Below are 18592 nucleotides of genomic sequence, written 5' to 3'. Positions count from 1 at the left end.
ACTTTTGGATTTGGACAGGAACCACCTGTACTTCCATTGTAAAGGATTTTTTTGTATCATGAACACGTAATTATTGAACATTTTTAGTATTTTGAATCATCAGGTTTAATTAATGCAATGCTAGTGAGTATAAACCTTAAAAATTTATGCTTTCATAATAGTGTACAAAAGTGCCAAGGAAGAGCGTCTCCCCAACAAAGTTAGAGATGACAATCAAACAGTTGGCACTTTTTTATATGGATCTCCATCGTAAGAAGGCCCCCACAATAACTTATGAACTTCGCGAAAATTTGCGAACTTCAAGTAACTCTCTTATGAACTTCAGAGAATTTCCTTAAACGTACTTTAAAATGGTTTCGTAATCATCAAAATAATAATGATCATAAACAACAGACTTTCGATTCTTTCATAGAAAAATAGCTTTCTGGATAATCGAAAGTAGTCATCAGGGATCGTACTATCCGGATGCGTCTGTAATAGTTTTTTGATTGGTTTGGAACGCGGCGACAGCACGAGTGGGCCAAATGCCAAAGCAAGCAAAAATAAAAGCAAACTGCCTATAAACCAACCTTGTGCAAATAAATAGGGGCGAAGTACTCCCATGATTAGCCCCGTTATCAATAGTAATGTACCACCAATCATGACACAGCCGTGTAATTTGTTTCGTATTTTATAACCATATTGCAATTCTGTCATCGTAGTTGCTGTTTTCACTGGCAAAATCATGAAGAAACCTGGACCCATACCAATAATTGCAGCAATGATGTGTATGAACACCATGAGGTCATAAAACTCCATGTTATCTATCCCTTCTAATCTCCTACATAATAACGCAAAATTCTATCAACATTTGATCCGTACACTTCTCCAAATAAGTTTAGATGAACTAATAAATAGAATAATTGGTATAACGGCTTACAATCTTTGTAATAATCCGCTAATGGAAAAGTGGCTTTATAGGCTTCATAAAAGCTTGTAGAAAAGCCACTGAATACTTCAGTAAAAGCTATATCAAAATGTCTATCCCCAAATAAAAAGGATGGATCAATAAAATAAGGGATTCCATGTTCTCCAACTATCCAATTACCTCCCCATAAATCACCGTGTAAATAGGCTGGAGAAATGTTATTAGGAATCCAGCGGTCTAATCGCACTAGTAACCTCTCTAGCTTCTCTCGTCGTTGCGCATGGATAACATTCCGTTTGATCCCAATCTGTAATTGTGTTTTCAGACGGCAGTCACGATAATAGGAAAGCCAACTATCATACCAGCTGTTTGGCTGTTGTAATGTACCAATAAATGTTGCTTCCGAATAGCCATGCTGCTCTCCACTGGTTTGGTGCATGGCAGCTAATCGCTCACCAAGTAGCTTGTCCGTATGTTCGGTTCTATGTCCATTTACCCATTCCAATAGCAAAAATGACTCACCTTCTTGATCCGAATAACCGATAACATCTGGAACATCCATCGTATTTGTAGACTTTATCAGTGCTAGACCTTTCGCTTCTAATGCAAAAAAACGAGCAGGTGAAGCTTCATTTAACTTCATAAAAAAACGTTGCGCATCTGTTTCTACTAGATAGGCGTCGTTGATGGAGCCACCAGACACTTTTTTCACCCGCGTTACATTCCCTTTAACACCTGATTGCTTTAACAGCTTCTGGAATTGCGGCTTCATATACGATATACTCCTTTCTTTTCGTTTAATTTTCCACAAGTTTATTCATAAGATATTTTCATATCGCCTGGTTGAATCCAGCCTTTTTTCCGAAGTAAAGTGACAATAAGCAAACTAATTATAGCCGGGATCATGATATGTAACATGAGCATACTCCAAAGAAGAGGCATGGAAAAGCCCATCGATTCGATTGTCATAATTTGTCCAACGAAGCCGCTTGTCCCCATACCAGCTCCAGAAGGATTATTCGTTAGCTCTAGCCATACAGTAGCAAGCGGCGCAACAACAGCTCCTGCTATTGTCGGTGGTAATAAAATAATTGGTTTTTTTACAATATTAGCGACTTGTAACATCGACGTTCCAATACCTTGCGCAATAAAGCCACCAAATCCATTATCCCGATAACTAGCCACCGCAAAACCAATCATTTGTGCGGAGCAGCCTACCGTAGCGGCACCTGCAGCTAGCCCATCCAAAGATAGCATAATAGCAATAGCCGCAGATGAAATCGGCGCTGTTAATGCTATTCCCATCAATACAGCTACTAAAATTCCCATGATAAATGGTTGCTGTTCTGTTGACCAGTTAATCATTTCGCCAAAGCCTTCCATCAAACTACTTATCCCAGGACCGATAAATTTACCCGTTGTAAAACCTACTACAATCGTTACTAATGGCGTAACAATGATATCCACACGTGTTTCTTGATATACTAATTTGCCAAGTTCTGTAGCGAATACCGCACTAATGTAACTTCCAGCTGGCCCACCTAGTTCTGCACCAAATGCACCAGCAAATAAAGCTGAAAATAGTACAAGTGGTGGGGCCTTTAACCCGTAAGCAATGGCGACACCGATAGCACCACCCATAATTTTTGTGTCCATTGCAAAACTTCCCATTTCCACAAAAACTTCCGCCAATGAAGGAGAAAACATGATGATGATCTGTTCACCAGCTGTCTTAATAATAAGTCCAATAATCAAGGATGAGAATAAACCTAACGCCATGTAACTTAAAGCGGTGATAAAATAAGCTTTCCCTGTAATATGGACACCTTTACGTTGTAAAAATTGCTGCATCGTTATTCCTCCTATCATCGTGAATCTACTCACATAAATTCGTGCCTAAAATTGATTTTAGTAAATGCTCCCTATACACCAATATGTCTGAAATATGGAATTTACATTATATCTTTATTGTTTCCCCCTTTTTCTAGTTCATCTTTGTGGATTGTATACCTTCCATCTTTCTATACGTTGTTGCCTACGAAGTATTACCCCTAATTTCACTCCACTGCCTCACCTATCGCCAGTCGTCTGTCGCCACAACCGTTACATTCTCTCCTCATTTACAGTATTATCATCTATTATTACGTTATTCGAGTAGTACTTCAAGCAGAATAACCCACACATTGTTCTCATATATTGTATTACTATCGTAAATGAAATTGTTTAGTTGCTTTTCTATACCTATTCGGCTACAATTTAACTGAAAATAATTATCAATTATATACATATAACAAGGGAGATGAAAGATATGGGGAATATTACGACAAACTCGCAGCTAGCGAAGCTTATCCGCGAACGCCGTGCTGTTAAAAAAGGGTATAATGATAAAGAAGTAACCAAAGAGAAGGTATTAGAAATACTGGAGGATGCGATTTGGGCGCCTACGCATGGGATGCGTCAACCATGGCGGTTTATTTTTGTAGAGAAAGATCAACTACCGGAGTTTGCAAAAAAAGTTGCTGCTACGTACCCACTGGAAAGACAACAAAACAGAGAAGATTATTTAAACGAGCCGAATGCCATTCTTGTTGTTGTTATGGATGAACCAGAATCGCAAAAAGAATGGGAAGAAAATTACGGTGCAGTTGCTTGTATGATTCAAAATTTCTGGCTACTCGCTTGGGAAAGAAAACTTGGCGCAGTATGGAAAACAAACCCACATATTCAAGATCCGAAAGTAAAAGAAATCTTACATGTTAAGCCAAATGAAAAAATTGTTAGCTTCCTTCATTTAGGATATTTTGATGAAGCACCAGCTCCTAAAGCCCGGATTAGCGTGGAGGATAAATTCTCGACTTACGAAGGATAGAGCAAAAGAGCCCTTCTCTTACCAATAACTTAGTAACATTAGTTTGGTGCATTATCAACACTTTTGGACAGCTATCGTTCCATTTCATGATAATGGCTTACACCATACAAACAAGCTAGGCTTGAAATTTGATCTGTTTCGGGCAGAACGTAAGTGTTGAAAATAGGCCATTAGAAAAACTTGGCTTGCCGCCAAGTCTCATAGCTGAAGCCTTCTTTTTCTTATACTATAATCAATAATAATTTTACACTTTCCTATAGTGTAAAAATAAAGAGGCATGAAATAGGATGTAGCATCCTCTTAAGATGAAATCATTGCAACTTAAGAGGAGCATCTACTTTATTATCATGCCTCTTTTCTTATACTTACATTAATCCCATACAGAACTTTTTAGTCCATGGTTTCGGTTGTGCCGATCCATTGCTAGTTCAATTAACGTAGTAATTAATTCTTGATAAGAAAGCCCACTTACTTCCCATAATTTTGGATACATACTTATTTTTGTAAATCCAGGTAACGTATTAATTTCATTTAAATAAATATCCCCAGCTTCTGTTAAAAAGAAGTCTACTCTTGCTAAACCTTCACACTCTAATGCTTTAAACGCTTGAATAGCAACATCTTGAACACGCTTCGTTGTCTCCTCAGACACATCTGCAGGGATCGCTAATTCTGCCCCTTTTTCGTCAATGTATTTTGATTCATACGAATAGAATTCGGTTTGTGGTAAAATTTCTCCTAGTAATGATGCTTTTGGTTCCTCATTTCCTAATACTGAACATTCTATCTCTCTACCAATAATGCACTCTTCGATAACAATTTTATGATCATAGCGAAATGCTTCTTGCACACCTTGATAGAACGCTTCTTCTGTCGTTACTTTGCTAATGCCAACAGATGAACCTTGATTAGCCGGTTTAATAAACATTGGATTTCCCAATGCTTCCACAGCTGTTTCGAAACTTATCTCATCTTGTTCATTTTTTCTAAATACAAGTCCTTTAGCAACGTTTATTCCAGCTCCTTGTAATAAACGCTTCGCAACGTCTTTATCCATACAAACAGAAGAAGCTAAAACGTCTGGTCCCACAAATGGAAGGTCTGCTAAACGAAGCATTCCTTGTATACTTCCATCCTCTCCCAATGTTCCATGCACAATTGGAAACACAACATCTAATTCTTCTAGCTTTGTTGCGTTAGAGGTATGGATAAATTGTCTCTCCTTATCTCCAGGAACAATCGCAACTGTATCATTCGATTTGTTTAATTGAATCAGCTTTGGATTATCCGCGTGGAGCAAATAAGAAGATGACTCATTTAATTGCCATTTCCCATCCTTATCAATCCCAATTAAAACAACCTCATACTTATCACGGTCTATCGCATCAACAATATTTTTAGCTGACTGAAGTGATACTTCATGCTCAGCAGATTTCCCGCCAAAAATAATTCCCACTTTTTTCTTTCTCATATTTGTCGTCCTTCCCTCATCATAATCGTTCAAAAAGGACAGGCTGATTTTTATGACAACATAAATGAATTGCCTGCAATTAAATAGAAAAATATAATAACCATGAAGGGTCACTGCCAACTATGTAAACACTTTCGAAACCTTTCACATTATCTGCAAATCTCCCACATTGGTGTATTTAAATTATACTCCTTTTTTGAACAACATATCTTTTAAACGTAAAACTATAGCATACCATTAAAATAGCACAAAATTAGCTTAATAATAAAGGGAAAAGTGATTTTTACACACTTTGGTAAATTTGAAGCTATCATACAGTAAGCGATTTATATATATTACTATAGAATAAAGTAGAAAGAGATAAATGGCGCTTCGCTCTCAACTATTCACATCGCTATACTACTCATTATTATACTACGTATCTTGTCATGGAATTAGCCTTTTAGCATACCTAGTATTGTTTCAAACTCCTTTTTACTATAATCAATTAACGCGTCCAGATTATTTTCTATATCTACTAATTCCGCTGTATCCATTGAATTATTACTGTAATCCGTTAAGCGATTCATATTCATAAACATATATGCCATGATCATTTGTAACGTATTATTTTCTAAGTATACAAAGCTACTATTAGGAGATGATGTGTCTTCCCTTAATGCTTCCAAGTGATTTTTAATCAATGAATAGATGGATTCCTTCCACAATTTTTCCATTTCTTCGTTATTCATGTCCCTTCTCCTCCTCCACTTTTCCACTAACACTGATTTGATTTACTGCGTGCATCCCTTCTTCTACTTCATCTCCATATGTAAACCCTTTTACACTACAGCTGTATGACATATTCGGCACCCATTTTAATTGAAAATTTTGAAAAGTTAAATTTTCTTGTGGATAAAGTATTTGCTGCTTACTTGGCTTTAACCAAAACTCTTGTTGATCACTTGCTTCATTAAATCTCAACCAAGCATTTGCGAGCTTCATTTTTTGTTGTGTTTGTTCATAAAAATACTTACCAGAAAAGTCGAACTGGCCTTCAGCGTTTAGCTTGATGCATATATATGGGTGGTGCAACGGTTTAAAACCCAAATTAGTTATGTGATAGGAACCAATAATCAGATTTTCTCCATCCGGTTGATGGTTCAAATTAACGGAATAAGTAAAGAAACTCACAATCTGTATGTGTTTTTTCTGAACCTCCTTCGCTACTGTCTTTAGTTCCTTTAAGTAGGCGTCATTGATTTCCTGCAAATCACGTAGTTTCTTTTGAATTGTTCTTATTTTTTCCATTTCCATTCCTCCTGTTTAACATGAAAATATTTCCGCGCATTTGCTTCCATATACAAGGTTTAAAAGGGCTAAAAAAGTGAGTAATTTCAAAGAATTGTTTCCCTGCATGTGATACGTTGACACTAACTATTCCTTGCATATTGAAAGCTTTTTTACGAGCGACGACTGCAAAGGAAACATTTACAATCTTCCACTTAGACATATTTAGCAATTCTAAATGTAAAAGCAAAAATAAAGAGAGGATATGTTCCTCTCTTTATAAATATGCCAACTCCTTAGTCAATACAACCATTATTCGGGAAAATAACTGGACATTGTGGTGGCATAGTTGGCGTAGGGCATGGCGTTACCGGAAGAACATCTCTTGGCTCACAGAAATCTGCTACGATTTCAAGAGTGACGTCAAATGTGGATTGAATGCTTTGGCATAAGCGAACAGTAAGCGTTACATCTAGTTCATTTGGATCAACTGAATCATCACAAGCCGCAGTACAAACAAAGCAATCTAAGTCTGTGTAAGCCACATCAATTTCTGTTCCTTCAGGTGCGCAAAGCACTACTTGTTCACAACGTGTAAAATATGCTTCACAGACCTCTACTGTTCCACTGCAAACTTCTGGTAATAAATCAACAAAAACTGTTACAACAAAGTTTTTACGAATATTAACCAGCTGTAACGTCACCTCTGTACCATCAATGACAAAATCCTGATCTACTCGATCCAAAATAACAATTGGCTCGGTATCACAAGGTGTAACTGTACATGTAACTGTATCTATATCAATATCAGCACATGTCAACTGTTCACCCGTATTTGGATTTGCTGGCAATTCCATATCCATTAAGTTCAGATCAAATGTGGCTTCATTCAGAATCCAGTCATATACCTTTTCTGTATTAATACATAGGAGCTCCTGACCCCCAGAAAAATTATTTGCCTGCATTATAGCAAACACCTCCGAATAAGATTAATTTCTTTCACTGTAGCCTATGAACAAATCCCCAAAACGGTATAGTAATTTAGCGGAGATTAAGACAAAAATCATGGAATTAGGTCTTCGTCTTATCAATAAGGCTTCTGGATTTTAGATTAAATCTAGAATATTGTGCATAAGATAAATATGTCAGAGCAATGATGTTCTGAAGTTAATAAATGCACTTTTGTCACAGATTGCTGTTTGATAAATAGTATATTAATGTGCTGTAAAAGGGTGAATGAAAATGCATCGATACGAGTTGTACAATGTTAACGATATTGACAAGTTAAAAAAAGAGCTCAATGCCTACAAGGAAACGATGAGAACTGTAACAGAGGGAAAATTAGTGGAAGATTATCTTAAAACAAAAGATGATTTTTATGATTTGAAGATGAAAATTTTTAAACTAAAAGGGGAAATGAAAGCGATGGAAAATAAATTTCAAGAAGAATTTCTGAAATATCAAATGGAGGAAGAGCATCTAGCTAACCAGCAAGTGTCTATCCTAAATACTTTAGAGCGATTAGATCAACAAACTGAAATAATTAAGCATCAATTAGAACAGGTATCATTTGCTGAGCTTTTCAAAAAAATTGATCAATTACTAAAAACGCATAATGAAAAATCGGAGGAGCAGATAAAAGAGCTTGAAAGTTTAAAAGAAGAGATTCTACAAATAAAGGAAATAATGAAAACGGAAGAGAGTACTACTTCTAAAAATAAACGTTCCACTCATAAGTCAGAATATAGGCAATTACAGAGCTTACTGCAATATCCCAACCAAGTTGAACAACAATCAATCAGCAAAAAAAAAAATAATCAAGTAAATAGACAACACTATAGCCGGACAAAGTCAAACCATGGAAATTCCTATAATCCCCATCATTATGACACAAAAAATTCTGGAACTATATCTATGAATAAAGCAAAGAAGACTTTTCTCAATTCCCAATATGAATTAAATAAAAATATTGTTACTCGTACAGCTACTCCCAAAAGCAAAACTCAAGTTGAAAACAAAGAAGAAAAGCTAGATACGGACAATACAACACCTACTTATGAGAATGCTAACCCTCACAGTGATGAATTAAAACTAGAAAATAATGTGGAGAAACAGGTACAGGATATAGAACTAGAAAATAGTGTGGAGAAACAGGTACAGGATATAGAACTAGAAAATAGTGTCGAGAAACAGACACCAAATGCATTAATAGGAAAAGTATTAGAGAGTAATACAGATTCTCCAAACAACGAATTAGAAAAAAATGAAAATAACACAGACTCTGGGAAACAAGCAGAAGATGCAGAGAGTAATATAAACTTTACTGAAAATCAGATAGAGGAAACAAACAGTAGTACAACATCAACTGAAAAACAAATAAAGGGTGCGGAGATGAAGCAACAATACTTTACTGAAAAACAAATAGATCAAACAGAAAATACTAACGCAATAAATGCTGATGAATCAGTTAAAAAGTCAGATTCCTTGACATCCTTCCTTTCCTTATTTAAGAGAGGATAAGATGAACACGTAGCAAATAATTATTCGTATATATCTATACACTCAGAAAAGCCGTACTACCTTATGAATCGTGCGATATATTAGTAGGATATCGAATAAACTTACAATCTGTTTGGCAATTAGGAACGAGCGCAATGCTATAGTAAGCATAAACTTGAGCATACGTTGACAAGAATTAAAAAATAAATCAAGAACTCTTTCTCTTTACCATTCTCACCCTTATACAGCACTTATCCCTTTCTACATTACCTATTGCCAACCACCCCACTAACCAATATAAAAATGGTCATTATTCCCTTTAAAGAAAATCACCCTTTAGTGAAAATGCTATCAAGTAAAAGCTCCAACTATGGAGAATGCCCTTTTCGCATAGAACCCGCATGTTAGCCCGACCACCATTCAATACAATACGTATAATACATTATAACCCCTAAGGAGTTGAAGAATATTGAAGAAAAAAAAATTGCTGAAAGCAGAAGCTAGCTATACTAAATTAAATACTTCCACAAAGCCTATTGTACTGGCATCATCGCCATCAGTGAAAAAAGGAATGTTCCGAAAAGGCGGCTGTTGCGGTAAAGCAAAATAATACAAAAGACCAATTTCATCCTCCGAATAGGTTCTTAGAGCGGTCTTAATTAAATTCTCTACCCTTGTTTGAAAAAGTTATGTCGTAAAAGGCTATCTTATTGAGTGCTAGTCATACCACATTGTATATAGATATCTTCATTCTTAACATTTATGCCTATATACACAAATTAACAATAACCCGCATTCCAATAAGAAGCCTTTTTATTTCACTATCATAATTATTCTTTTAAAGTAATCTATATCTATGGAATTTTCTTTGTGATACCAATTTATTTTAGAGGCAATTAGGGGTTTATTTCAGATATTCGCTCAGCTTTTTGGCAATAACAATAGCTATGTTTACAAAAAAGCACTTGTTACCTGTTCAATGAAAGAGATAATAAAAATTCAGCTTCTTCTTAAACGACTTAAATCTCCTGCCTTTATGTCAAATGCCCATTTCCTTTCTTTTCTTACTTAAAACTACTCTCTAAAGTATACAAATAGTTTAACCCCAAAGTTTCTGTATGTATACAATTCTTCTGGGATAGCCTTCCCTTTATTTCACATATCAGAAATATACAAACATTACACATACCTATTTTTAGGAAGTCTCTATACTAAAGCTTACTAAATAATCAATACGTCCAATCAGAAAACACCTTTAACTAATAGTATAATCATGAAAATAACATTTTATTTTCCAAAAAAGAGTTCACGAAAGGAGGGAGGATGTAATGTCCTCTAAAAAATATTACAAAAGTGTTGCGATGTCAGGAAACCAGGCAAAAAAATGCAAACCATACCCTAAGCGAAAATGTTTTAAAGATGACTGTTGTAAGCGCGAAACTTGTGAATGTAATTTTAAGAAGCCACAATTCAAGCCTGCAAAATTAACTAGTGATTGTGTTGTCGTTCATTCACTAGTAGGCTCAAAATCTGTTCAAAAGGTGGCAGAAACAACACTTCCCATTACTCTATTCCCAAATTTACTTGATATCGCTGATCTTGTTTCTGTAAATGTGGTGCCCAATTTAGATGAAATTACACAAAATGCCAGAATCATAAAAGATAAAGTAGTCAATATTGGATTAGTGCCAGCAACTATTTCTGTTACAATTGATGGTGTAGCTGCACCAGACGTTATAACAACAACTATCCCATTCCAAGCGCATACTGATTTCTTCGGTGCTTGTCCACAAGATATGCTACAGGAGACGCCACTTGAAGTAGAAGGAATCTTCACACAGCCAGGAGTAGAAGTTGTCAACGCAGCTGGAACCGGGCTTGTTGATGGTATCTTAGTTAAAATTGTATTACGTACCCAAATTACAGTTACTAGGCAAGTTATCAAAGATCAACAAGGTAATGTATGCGAAATTAATCCCAACCGCTGTGAAATAACAGATACTCCATCATTCACTTTCCCAACACCAAACGGTGGCTAATAATACACTGAGTCGGTGACACTTATAAAGTGTTACCGATTCATTTCTTAAAAAAAGTGACTTTACTTTAGAGCAACCTCGGTGCTAGCTCAAACAGCTTGGCTCATTTAAAATAACTATGGCTGGCTCTCATATCCGCAGGGATACTGAACTTTCCAAATACCGAAAAGCCTGCCCTTCATGCATACTCGCTTAATGGAAAATCCATATTATAATGAGAATAAAAATTCTTATCTGTCAAAAAAGTATTAAAAAAGGGTTGACTTTCAACATGAATTATCTTAATATTGTCATCAATAACTTAATCAATGTTAAAACAATGATGAAGAGTAGTAATCTAATTGAGCGCAAAAGAGAGCTGATGGATGGTGAGAATCAGTGTGTTTCATTAGATGAATGGACTTCGGAGTTTCCAAACCGAACCGTAATTGTAGTAGGCTTTGGCGAGTTAATCTCATCGTTATCTGAGAACTACATGAAGCTAAGTAAAGCTTCATGTAATAAAGTGAGTTGTATATATGCAACTAATAAAGGTGGTACCACGGTCCCTCGTCCTTTGTCGGATGAGGGGTTTTTTGTATTTATAAAGGATACGGTTGAAGAAATTAGCATTAAATAAACTCTGACAAAAAAGATAAATCGTTGCGTAAGAGAAGTAAGCATAGCAGAAGCATTGAAGAGAGCTAGCGGTGGTGGGATGCTAGCATGTGGAGTCTTGCTGAATGGACTTACAAGAGGTTTCCTGAAAAAACAGTAGGGAAACACGGAGTTCCGCCGTTATACGGATAGAATATCGGATAGGTGGGTCAGTTTACCGAATCCTCTCTCCTGTATTCGAAATAAAGATAAAAGGCTTATGCTTTTTAACAGAGGTGGCACCGCGGTTCCAATCGTCCTCTACAAACACCAATGATGTGTTTGTAGAGGATTTTTTATTTTACCCTTTAGGGCATTAAATGCTTATAGGAAAGGATGAAATTGCAATGGAAAAAGAAGCAGCATTTAAATTTATCAAACTTAATGCAGATACATTAACTCCTGTAGAATTATTTAAGCGATTAACAGGCAAGAAAAAATTCTTGTTAGAAAGCACCTTGCAGCACGAAAAGAAAGGAAAGTTTTCCTTTCTTGGTTGCGATCCTTATGAAGAGATTATTGGTTTTGGTAATACAACTAAGCATATTGATCTTGTCAATCATACAACTAAAACCATCCAACAAAACGCTTTAACTTATATGGAAAGGTATCTTCCCCACATATCCATTGATCTACCACTCCCCTTTTACGGTGGAGCAATTGGCTATGTTGGCTATGATACTATTCGAGCCAGCGAGCATATTGGAGAAGCGTTAACGAATGATGTAAACATGCCTGATATCCATCTTATGCTTTATAAAAATGTTCTCGTGTTCGATCACACAAGTGAAATCCTATATGTCATAGCAATTCAAGTGGGTGCGAAGCCCGAAAACTTAGAAAATCAACTGGCAAATTTGCAAAATCAAATTAATGATGCGAAATATACAAGTGCTTCACAAGAAGCACCTATTACCTTTTATCCTGAAATAACCAAAGAAGCCTTTCAGCAAAAAATTACAACAGCAAAAAAACATATCCAACAAGGTGACATATTCCAAGTTGTTTTATCTCAGCGTATGAAAGCAACCGTTAGGGGGGATACGTTCTCATTTTATCGTCAACTCCAAAAGGCGAATCCATCCCCATATATGTTTTATATCGATTTTGAACATTATCTTATTCTTGGGGCATCACCAGAAAGCTTAATTGAAACTCGTGGTAGGAGTATCATGACAAATCCAATTGCAGGAACGAAGCCTCGTGGGAAAAGCCCCCTTGAGGATGCGCAACAAATGGATGACCTGCTGAAGGATGAAAAAGAAATTGCTGAACATCGCATGCTCATTGATTTGAGTAGAAATGATCTAGGACGTATATGTGAAGTTGGAAGTATTAGCATTCCAACCTACATGACAATTGAAAAATACCAACACGTTATGCATATTGTCTCAGAAGTGCATGGAACACTTCGGAATGGATACAACTCATTTACTGCTTTAAAATCCTGCTTGCCTGCTGGGACTGTCACTGGAGCACCAAAGATTAGAGCGATGCAAATCATTAATCAGCTAGAAAAAACAAGAAGAGGCTTCTACGGTGGAGGCATTGGCTTTATCAACTACAACCATGACTTAACAATGGCGCTCGCAATTCGATCCATCATCGTTACCGGTAAACACGCTTATCTACAAACTGGAGCTGGCATTGTACATGATTCTGATCCAGAGAAGGAGTATATGGAAACATTGTTTAAAGCCAAATCCCTTATGGAGGTGTCTATAAATGATTGTGTTAATAGATAATTTTGATTCATTTACTTATAACATCTTCCAATATGTCTCTGAAGAAGGCTTTCATGTTCACGTTGTTAGAAATAACAACATTACACTTAATGAGATAAATATTCTTAATCCTGAAGCAATTATTATATCACCAGGACCTGGCCTCCCAGAACAAACAGGAGCCTGTCCAGAAATAGTTAAAAACTTTTATCAGAAAATTCCTATTTTAGGTGTATGCTTGGGTCACCAAATTATCGGTGAGGCATTGGGAGCTTCCCTTCAACCGTCTAACCAAATAATGCATGGTAAAACATCACTTATTACGCATAATGGATCTGGGATTTTTCAATACTTATCGCAACCACTTGAAGTCATGCGCTATCACTCATACGTTATTGAGGCGAATTCCCTCCCACAACAGCTTGAGCTAGTGGCAACATCGCTTGAAGACAATGAAGTTATGGCTATTCAGCACACTTTTTATCCAGTATACGGCGTGCAATTTCATCCTGAATCTATCGGTACAACTTCAGGAAACAGGATAATGCATAACTTTTTACAAAAAATTAGAAAGGAGACTTCATATGAGAAATTACCTTAAAAAATTACTCCAAGGTCATCATCTAAATTTTCATGAGATGAAGAATGTTACACTCTCCTGCATCAATAATTATACAACAGAATCCGAAATAGCAGCTTTACTAACTGCATTGCAAATAAAAGGAGAAACATCTGATGAAATAGCTGGCTTAGTAGAAGTAATTCGCTCTCGATCACTATATAATACTACAAATGTAAAAAATGTCATGGACAATTGTGGAACCGGAGGAGATATATCAGGGAGTTTTAATATTAGTACAACTTCTGCATTTGTAATTGCTGGTGCAGGTGTGCCAATTGCAAAGCATGGAAATCGTAGTATTTCAAGTAAAACTGGAAGTGCTGATGTCTTAGAAACACTTGGAGTTTCTCTATTTTTCACACCGGCACAGGTAGAAGAATCGTTAGATAAAAATAAGATTGTCTTTTTATTTGCTCCCCACGTGCATAACGCATTAAAGTCATTTTCCAAGGTTCGTAAAGACTTAGGACTACCAACCATTTTTAATATCATTGGTCCCTTAATCAATCCAGTTATGCTGCATTCACAGTTTATCGGTGTTTACCGTAAAGAAAAACTTGAAATCGTAGCTCAAACCTTGCATAAATTAGGGAGAAAGCGTGCTATCGTTGTCAATGGTGCTAATGGTATGGATGAAGCTTCCCTTTCAGGAGTAAACCATCTTATCCTGCTTGAAGATGGGAAACTAAAACCTTTCACTTTGCATCCAGAAGAAGTTGGATTACCCATGTATCCCAACGAAGAAATTCAGGGTGGTGACGCTAAGAAAAACGCTGCCATTATGAAAGACGTTTTGCAAGGGAATTCAAGCGCTTATTTAGATACTGTCCTTCTAAATGCAGGTCTGGGCCTTTACGCACATGGAACAGCATCTTCTATACAACAAGGAATGGAATTAGCGAATGAAAGTGTCCGTTCGGGAAAAGCACTAGCTTGCCTATTAAACTTGGTGGATTTTAGCAAGAAGTGCACAAGAGAGGTGATTTAAATGACTATTTTAGAAAAAATTATAGCACACAAGCAAATGGAGGTGGATAAGCTTTTGGAGGAAGCCAGGCTTTTTGATATGAGTAAACAACCGGTTCCTTTCAAAAATAGAGTGACTACTTCCAAAGAGGTACAGATTATTTCTGAAATCAAACGTTCCTCTCCTTCAAAAGGAGATATAAAAGCGGAGGTTCATCCAGTTACACTGGCTAAACAGTATGAGGCTTACGGTGCAGTAGCGATATCTGTACTCACCGACAACGTTTTTTTTAAGGGGTCGATGAAGGATTTGCAAGCTGTTGCAGAAGTGGTGCAAATACCTGTCTTATGCAAAGATTTTATCATTCATACCGTACAAATCGATCAAGCTAAAGCAGCTGGCGCCTCCATCATATTATTAATTGCTGCTGCATTATCCAAACAAAAATTACATGAATTATATCATTATGCTACCGAAAAAGGACTTGAGGTTATTTGTGAAGTACATCAAATGGAAGAATTAGAAGCCATATTAGAACTAGACCCTGCAATTATTGGAATTAATAACCGGAATTTAAAAACCTTTGAAGTAGATTTACAAACAACAGTTAAACTAGCATCTCATATTAAAAATAAAAACACTTTAATTATTAGTGAAAGTGGAATTAGTACCCGTTCTGATGCACTTTTAGCACGAGATGCTGGTGCAGAAGCACTACTTATAGGTGAAACATTAATGCGTTCGACTAACTTATTTGAAACTTATCATACATTAAAGGTTTCCAAGATAAGGAGGATGCACGATGCTCGTTAAAATATGTGGCATTCAATCCGTTGCTGCTGCTCGGGCAGCTGTCGAAGCAGGAGCAGACTTCATTGGCTTTGTGTTTGCCGAAAGCAAGCGATCGATCACTCCTAAAGCTGCTGCTACCATCGCAAACACCCTCCCCCCTTCAATAAAGAAGGTTGGCGTGTTTGTAAACGAAACTGTTGACATTATGAATACAATCGCTGCACATGTCCCACTTGACTATATCCAACTTCACGGTCAAGAAACCGCTGCTGTAGCTGCAAAACTAACATGTAAAATAATTAGAGCGTATCCGGTCGATGACGAAAATGTATCTTGTATTAAACCATTTCCTTGTAATTTCTACTTGTTAGATGGCCCAGTAGGAAAAAGACCTGGGGGTAACGGGATGACTTTTAATTGGAGTATACTCAATCATTTATCCATTCCAAAGGACAACATAATGATTGCTGGTGGACTAACACCTGAGAACGTTCATTCCGCTATAGAAGCCCTTCAACCATTCGCTGTTGATGTCTCAAGTGGAGTAGAAACAAACGGTAAGAAAGATTTTGAAAAGATAAATCAATTTATAGTTCATGCTAAACGAAAGGATGAATTTGATGCCAACCTACACAATGCCTGATGTAAATGGAAAGTTCGGTAAATTCGGAGGAAGATACGTTCCAGAAACACTTATGCCCGCTTTACTTGAGTTAGAGCAAGCTTATGAAGAAGCAATGAATGATCCAACATTTACAAAAGAATTAAATGATTATATGACCCAATATATTGGTAGAGAAACTCCATTATATTATGCAAGGAATCTCACGAAGCGGTTTGCAGGACCACACATATATCTAAAGCGTGAGGATTTAAACCATACAGGAGCACATAAAATAAATAATACGATCGGTCAAGCTTTGTTGACGTGCCGAATGGGCAAGAAAAAAGTTGTTGCAGAAACTGGTGCTGGACAACATGGAGTAGCTACTGCAACAGTTTGCTCCCTACTTGGTCTGAAATGTGTTGTATTTATGGGAGAAGCAGATATGCGCAGACAAAAACTTAATGTATTTAGGATGGAACTATTAGGTGCTGAAGTACGCAGTGTTAAAAATGGGAGTGGTACTTTAAAAGATGCAGTCAATGATGCCCTAAGGTATTGGGTGGCAAATGTTGAAGATACGCATTATATTCTTGGTTCTGTTGTGGGACCTCATCCATTCCCAAAAATTGTCCGCGATTTTCAATCTATTATTGGGAAGGAAACGAAGAACCAAATGCTTCAGAAGCACGGTTCATTACCAGATGCTATCGTTGCATGTATTGGTGGGGGAAGCAATGCCATGGGAATTTTTTATCCCTTTATAGAAGATAAGGATGTAAAGTTATATGGTGTAGAGGCAGGAGGAGTCGGGATAGATACCAACCAGCATGCATCTGTATTAGTAAGACCAAACCCTGGGATCCTGCATGGGACAATGACAAATTTACTGCAAGATGATCATGGACAAATTCAAGAAGCTTTTTCGATTTCCGCTGGTCTAGACTACCCTGGTGTTGGACCTGAGCATAGCCATTTAAATGATACAGGACGGGTAATATATGAATCAATTACTGACGATAAAGCTGTGTCTGCATTCCAAACATTATCTCAGACTGAAGGCATTATTCCAGCATTAGAAAGCGCGCATGCGATTGCTTTTGTAGAGAAACTAGCTAAACGAATGACCCCCGCGCAAACGCTTGTAGTTTGTCTTTCAGGCCGCGGTGATAAAGATGTCGAACAAATAAAACAAATATTGGAGGAGAAATAATATGGGGAAAGAAAAATTAACCAATCACCTTCACCAACTACAAAACGAAAGTAAAAATCTTTTTGTTCCCTATATTATGGCTGGCGATGGTGGATTGGATAAATTAGAGGAAAATATCCAACTTTTGCAAAATTGCGGTGTCGCTGCTATAGAAATAGGTGTTCCATTTTCTGATCCCGTTGCAGATGGGCCAACAATACAAAACGCTGGTAAGCGTTCACTTGAAAATGGCACGACATTGACAGCAGTATTACAAAAGTTAGAATTATTTAAAGCTAAGCGTACAGTACCAATCATTGTTATGACCTATATAAACCTTATATATAAGTATGGCGTGAGCCGTTTTGCTAAATCCTGTGTGCAAGCTGGAATAGATGGTTTAATTATTCCAGACCTCCCCATCGAAGAGGAAAAAATGGTAACAGACGTATTAAATCAGCAATCCATAGCACTTATAAGACTTGTTGCTTTAACAAGCTCAAAGGATAGAATTAAAATGTTAGCCAATCGCTCTGACGGATTTCTTTACGCTGTCACTGTTACTGGGACAACTGGGGAAAGAACAACTTACGAAAAAAAAGTAAAAACATATCTTTACCAATTAAAACAGCAAAGCCCTGTTCCTGTTCTAGCTGGATTTGGTATATCCACAAGTGAACAGGCTATAGAACTAGCTTCATATTGCGATGGTGTTATCGTTGGAAGTAAAATCGTAGATCTTTTTCATCAAGGAAAAACAGCAGAAATTAAACAACTCATACAAACAAGTATTTAAAAAAAGAGTTGTACCCCAAACAAACTAGATTAGTAGCACAAATCCATAGTTATGGATCTGTGCTACTCTTTTTTACAATACCTAGATTGTAAAATTAAGCGAGACACCAAAAAAGACATGTCATGATATACTCAACGAATAACCAACCAAAGTTAAGGAGAGTGTATCTGACATGTCCTACACCCATCTTACCAAAACAGAACTG

General features: G+C 36.8%; 18 protein-coding genes and 2 other annotated features. Of the genes, 11 read left to right on the top strand and 7 right to left on the bottom strand.

From position 1 onward, the window contains the following. Nucleotides 1-345: 345 nt before the first annotated feature. From HLX49_RS14255 to HLX49_RS14245, 3 genes are read right to left on the bottom strand one after another with little or no spacing between them, the layout of a single operon-like run. The gene (locus tag HLX49_RS14255; protein ID WP_077706159.1) at nucleotides 346-798 is read right to left on the bottom strand and encodes a DUF2269 family protein; all 453 of its coding nucleotides are present in this window, start codon (nucleotides 796-798) and stop codon (nucleotides 346-348) included. Nucleotides 799-812: 14 nt separating this feature from the next. Then, a complete protein-coding gene (locus tag HLX49_RS14250) occupies nucleotides 813-1679 on the bottom strand; it encodes a fructosamine kinase family protein (RefSeq protein WP_077706160.1) in 867 nt (288 codons plus the stop codon). Nucleotides 1680-1720: 41 nt separating this feature from the next. After that, nucleotides 1721-2758, bottom strand: coding sequence for a PTS sugar transporter subunit IIC (locus HLX49_RS14245; protein ID WP_296362711.1), 1038 nt, complete (start codon nucleotides 2756-2758; stop codon nucleotides 1721-1723). A 457-nt stretch (nucleotides 2759-3215) separates the two neighbouring features. Here HLX49_RS14245 and HLX49_RS14240 point away from each other — a divergent pair, with 457 nt between their 5' ends. Next, nucleotides 3216-3776 carry a nitroreductase family protein gene (locus HLX49_RS14240; protein WP_077706162.1) on the top strand — a complete coding sequence of 187 codons (561 nt, stop codon included), beginning with the start codon at nucleotides 3216-3218 and terminating at the stop codon, nucleotides 3774-3776. A 370-nt stretch (nucleotides 3777-4146) separates the two neighbouring features. Here HLX49_RS14240 and ddlA read toward each other — a convergent pair whose 3' ends face one another. The 4 genes from ddlA to HLX49_RS14220 form a co-directional block, all read right to left on the bottom strand. Beyond that, complete coding sequence (ddlA, locus tag HLX49_RS14235) at nucleotides 4147-5247, bottom strand: D-alanine--D-alanine ligase (protein ID WP_296362709.1); 1101 nt, start codon at nucleotides 5245-5247, stop codon at nucleotides 4147-4149. Between the two features lie 434 nt (nucleotides 5248-5681). Then, entirely contained in the window at nucleotides 5682-5978 is a 297-nt protein-coding gene (locus HLX49_RS14230) for a hypothetical protein (protein WP_077706164.1), read from the bottom strand. Next, complete coding sequence (locus HLX49_RS14225; protein ID WP_296362707.1) at nucleotides 5971-6537, bottom strand: hypothetical protein; 567 nt, start codon at nucleotides 6535-6537, stop codon at nucleotides 5971-5973. Before HLX49_RS14225 ends, HLX49_RS14230 begins: the two co-directional genes overlap by 8 nt. Before the next feature lie 275 nt (nucleotides 6538-6812). Next, complete coding sequence (locus tag HLX49_RS14220) at nucleotides 6813-7481, bottom strand: BMQ_0737 family morphogenetic spore coat protein (RefSeq protein ID WP_296362705.1); 669 nt, start codon at nucleotides 7479-7481, stop codon at nucleotides 6813-6815. A 277-nt stretch (nucleotides 7482-7758) separates the two neighbouring features. On the opposite strand from HLX49_RS14220, the gene HLX49_RS14215 reads away from it, so the two are divergent. From HLX49_RS14215 to trpA, 10 genes are all read left to right on the top strand, one after another. After that, nucleotides 7759-9036 carry a hypothetical protein gene (locus HLX49_RS14215; RefSeq protein WP_296362702.1) on the top strand — a complete coding sequence of 426 codons (1278 nt, stop codon included), beginning with the start codon at nucleotides 7759-7761 and terminating at the stop codon, nucleotides 9034-9036. A 448-nt stretch (nucleotides 9037-9484) separates the two neighbouring features. After that, on the top strand, nucleotides 9485-9625 hold the full coding sequence (locus tag HLX49_RS14210) for a hypothetical protein (RefSeq protein WP_176087361.1): 141 nt from the start codon (nucleotides 9485-9487) through the stop codon (nucleotides 9623-9625). A 718-nt stretch (nucleotides 9626-10343) separates the two neighbouring features. Further along, entirely contained in the window at nucleotides 10344-11054 is a 711-nt protein-coding gene (locus HLX49_RS14205) for a hypothetical protein (RefSeq protein ID WP_296362700.1), read from the top strand. A gap of 310 nt (nucleotides 11055-11364) precedes the next feature. Further along, nucleotides 11365-11614, top strand: a binding site (T-box leader). A gap of 73 nt (nucleotides 11615-11687) precedes the next feature. Then, nucleotides 11688-11955: a binding site (T-box leader), on the top strand. A 55-nt stretch (nucleotides 11956-12010) separates the two neighbouring features. Beyond that, nucleotides 12011-13435: an anthranilate synthase component I gene (trpE, locus tag HLX49_RS14200; protein WP_296362698.1), complete on the top strand. Its 1425-nt coding sequence runs from the start codon at nucleotides 12011-12013 to the stop codon at nucleotides 13433-13435. Continuing rightward, entirely contained in the window at nucleotides 13416-14015 is a 600-nt protein-coding gene (locus tag HLX49_RS14195) for an anthranilate synthase component II (RefSeq protein ID WP_296362697.1), read from the top strand. The genes trpE and HLX49_RS14195 overlap by 20 nt, the downstream gene beginning before the upstream one ends. Then, nucleotides 13999-15024, top strand: coding sequence for an anthranilate phosphoribosyltransferase (gene trpD, locus HLX49_RS14190; RefSeq protein ID WP_296362694.1), 1026 nt, complete (start codon nucleotides 13999-14001; stop codon nucleotides 15022-15024). Before HLX49_RS14195 ends, trpD begins: the two co-directional genes overlap by 17 nt. Beyond that, nucleotides 15025-15816: an indole-3-glycerol phosphate synthase TrpC gene (trpC, locus tag HLX49_RS14185; protein ID WP_296362692.1), complete on the top strand. Its 792-nt coding sequence runs from the start codon at nucleotides 15025-15027 to the stop codon at nucleotides 15814-15816. It begins immediately after the preceding gene. Continuing rightward, nucleotides 15806-16438 carry a phosphoribosylanthranilate isomerase gene (locus HLX49_RS14180; protein ID WP_296362690.1) on the top strand — a complete coding sequence of 211 codons (633 nt, stop codon included), beginning with the start codon at nucleotides 15806-15808 and terminating at the stop codon, nucleotides 16436-16438. Before trpC ends, HLX49_RS14180 begins: the two co-directional genes overlap by 11 nt. Beyond that, on the top strand, nucleotides 16416-17612 hold the full coding sequence (gene trpB, locus HLX49_RS14175) for a tryptophan synthase subunit beta (protein WP_077706176.1): 1197 nt from the start codon (nucleotides 16416-16418) through the stop codon (nucleotides 17610-17612). Before HLX49_RS14180 ends, trpB begins: the two co-directional genes overlap by 23 nt. Nucleotide 17613: 1 nt before the next feature. After that, on the top strand, nucleotides 17614-18387 hold the full coding sequence (gene trpA / locus HLX49_RS14170; protein ID WP_296362688.1) for a tryptophan synthase subunit alpha: 774 nt from the start codon (nucleotides 17614-17616) through the stop codon (nucleotides 18385-18387). Nucleotides 18388-18592: the final 205 nt, after the last annotated feature.

Origin of the sequence: Virgibacillus sp., assembly GCF_013393565.1 — a bacterium.
Classification (GTDB): domain Bacteria; phylum Bacillota; class Bacilli; order Bacillales; family Amphibacillaceae; genus Virgibacillus; species Virgibacillus dokdonensis.
Note: the sequence above shows the minus strand (reverse complement) of the source record. Positions and strands in the feature narration are given on the sequence as shown.

Bases quoted from the DNA above. Each gene is read 5' to 3' on its own strand.
- HLX49_RS14255 (WP_077706159.1), bottom strand. From the start codon at position 798: ATGGAGTTTTATGACCTCATGGTGTTCATACACATCATTGCTGCAATT.
- HLX49_RS14250 (WP_077706160.1), bottom strand. From the start codon at position 1,679: ATGAAGCCGCAATTCCAGAAGCTGTTAAAGCAATCAGGTGTTAAAGGG.
- HLX49_RS14245 (WP_296362711.1), bottom strand. From the start codon at position 2,758: ATGCAGCAATTTTTACAACGTAAAGGTGTCCATATTACAGGGAAAGCT.
- HLX49_RS14240 (WP_077706162.1), top strand. From the start codon at position 3,216: ATGGGGAATATTACGACAAACTCGCAGCTAGCGAAGCTTATCCGCGAA.
- ddlA (WP_296362709.1), bottom strand. From the start codon at position 5,247: ATGAGAAAGAAAAAAGTGGGAATTATTTTTGGCGGGAAATCTGCTGAG.
- HLX49_RS14230 (WP_077706164.1), bottom strand. From the start codon at position 5,978: ATGAATAACGAAGAAATGGAAAAATTGTGGAAGGAATCCATCTATTCA.
- HLX49_RS14225 (WP_296362707.1), bottom strand. From the start codon at position 6,537: ATGGAAAAAATAAGAACAATTCAAAAGAAACTACGTGATTTGCAGGAA.
- HLX49_RS14220 (WP_296362705.1), bottom strand. From the start codon at position 7,481: ATGCAGGCAAATAATTTTTCTGGGGGTCAGGAGCTCCTATGTATTAAT.
- HLX49_RS14215 (WP_296362702.1), top strand. From the start codon at position 7,759: ATGCATCGATACGAGTTGTACAATGTTAACGATATTGACAAGTTAAAA.
- HLX49_RS14205 (WP_296362700.1), top strand. From the start codon at position 10,344: ATGTCCTCTAAAAAATATTACAAAAGTGTTGCGATGTCAGGAAACCAG.
- trpE (WP_296362698.1), top strand. From the start codon at position 12,011: ATGCTTATAGGAAAGGATGAAATTGCAATGGAAAAAGAAGCAGCATTT.
- HLX49_RS14195 (WP_296362697.1), top strand. From the start codon at position 13,416: ATGATTGTGTTAATAGATAATTTTGATTCATTTACTTATAACATCTTC.
- trpD (WP_296362694.1), top strand. From the start codon at position 13,999: ATGAGAAATTACCTTAAAAAATTACTCCAAGGTCATCATCTAAATTTT.
- trpC (WP_296362692.1), top strand. From the start codon at position 15,025: ATGACTATTTTAGAAAAAATTATAGCACACAAGCAAATGGAGGTGGAT.
- HLX49_RS14180 (WP_296362690.1), top strand. From the start codon at position 15,806: ATGCTCGTTAAAATATGTGGCATTCAATCCGTTGCTGCTGCTCGGGCA.
- trpB (WP_077706176.1), top strand. From the start codon at position 16,416: ATGCCAACCTACACAATGCCTGATGTAAATGGAAAGTTCGGTAAATTC.
- trpA (WP_296362688.1), top strand. From the start codon at position 17,614: ATGGGGAAAGAAAAATTAACCAATCACCTTCACCAACTACAAAACGAA.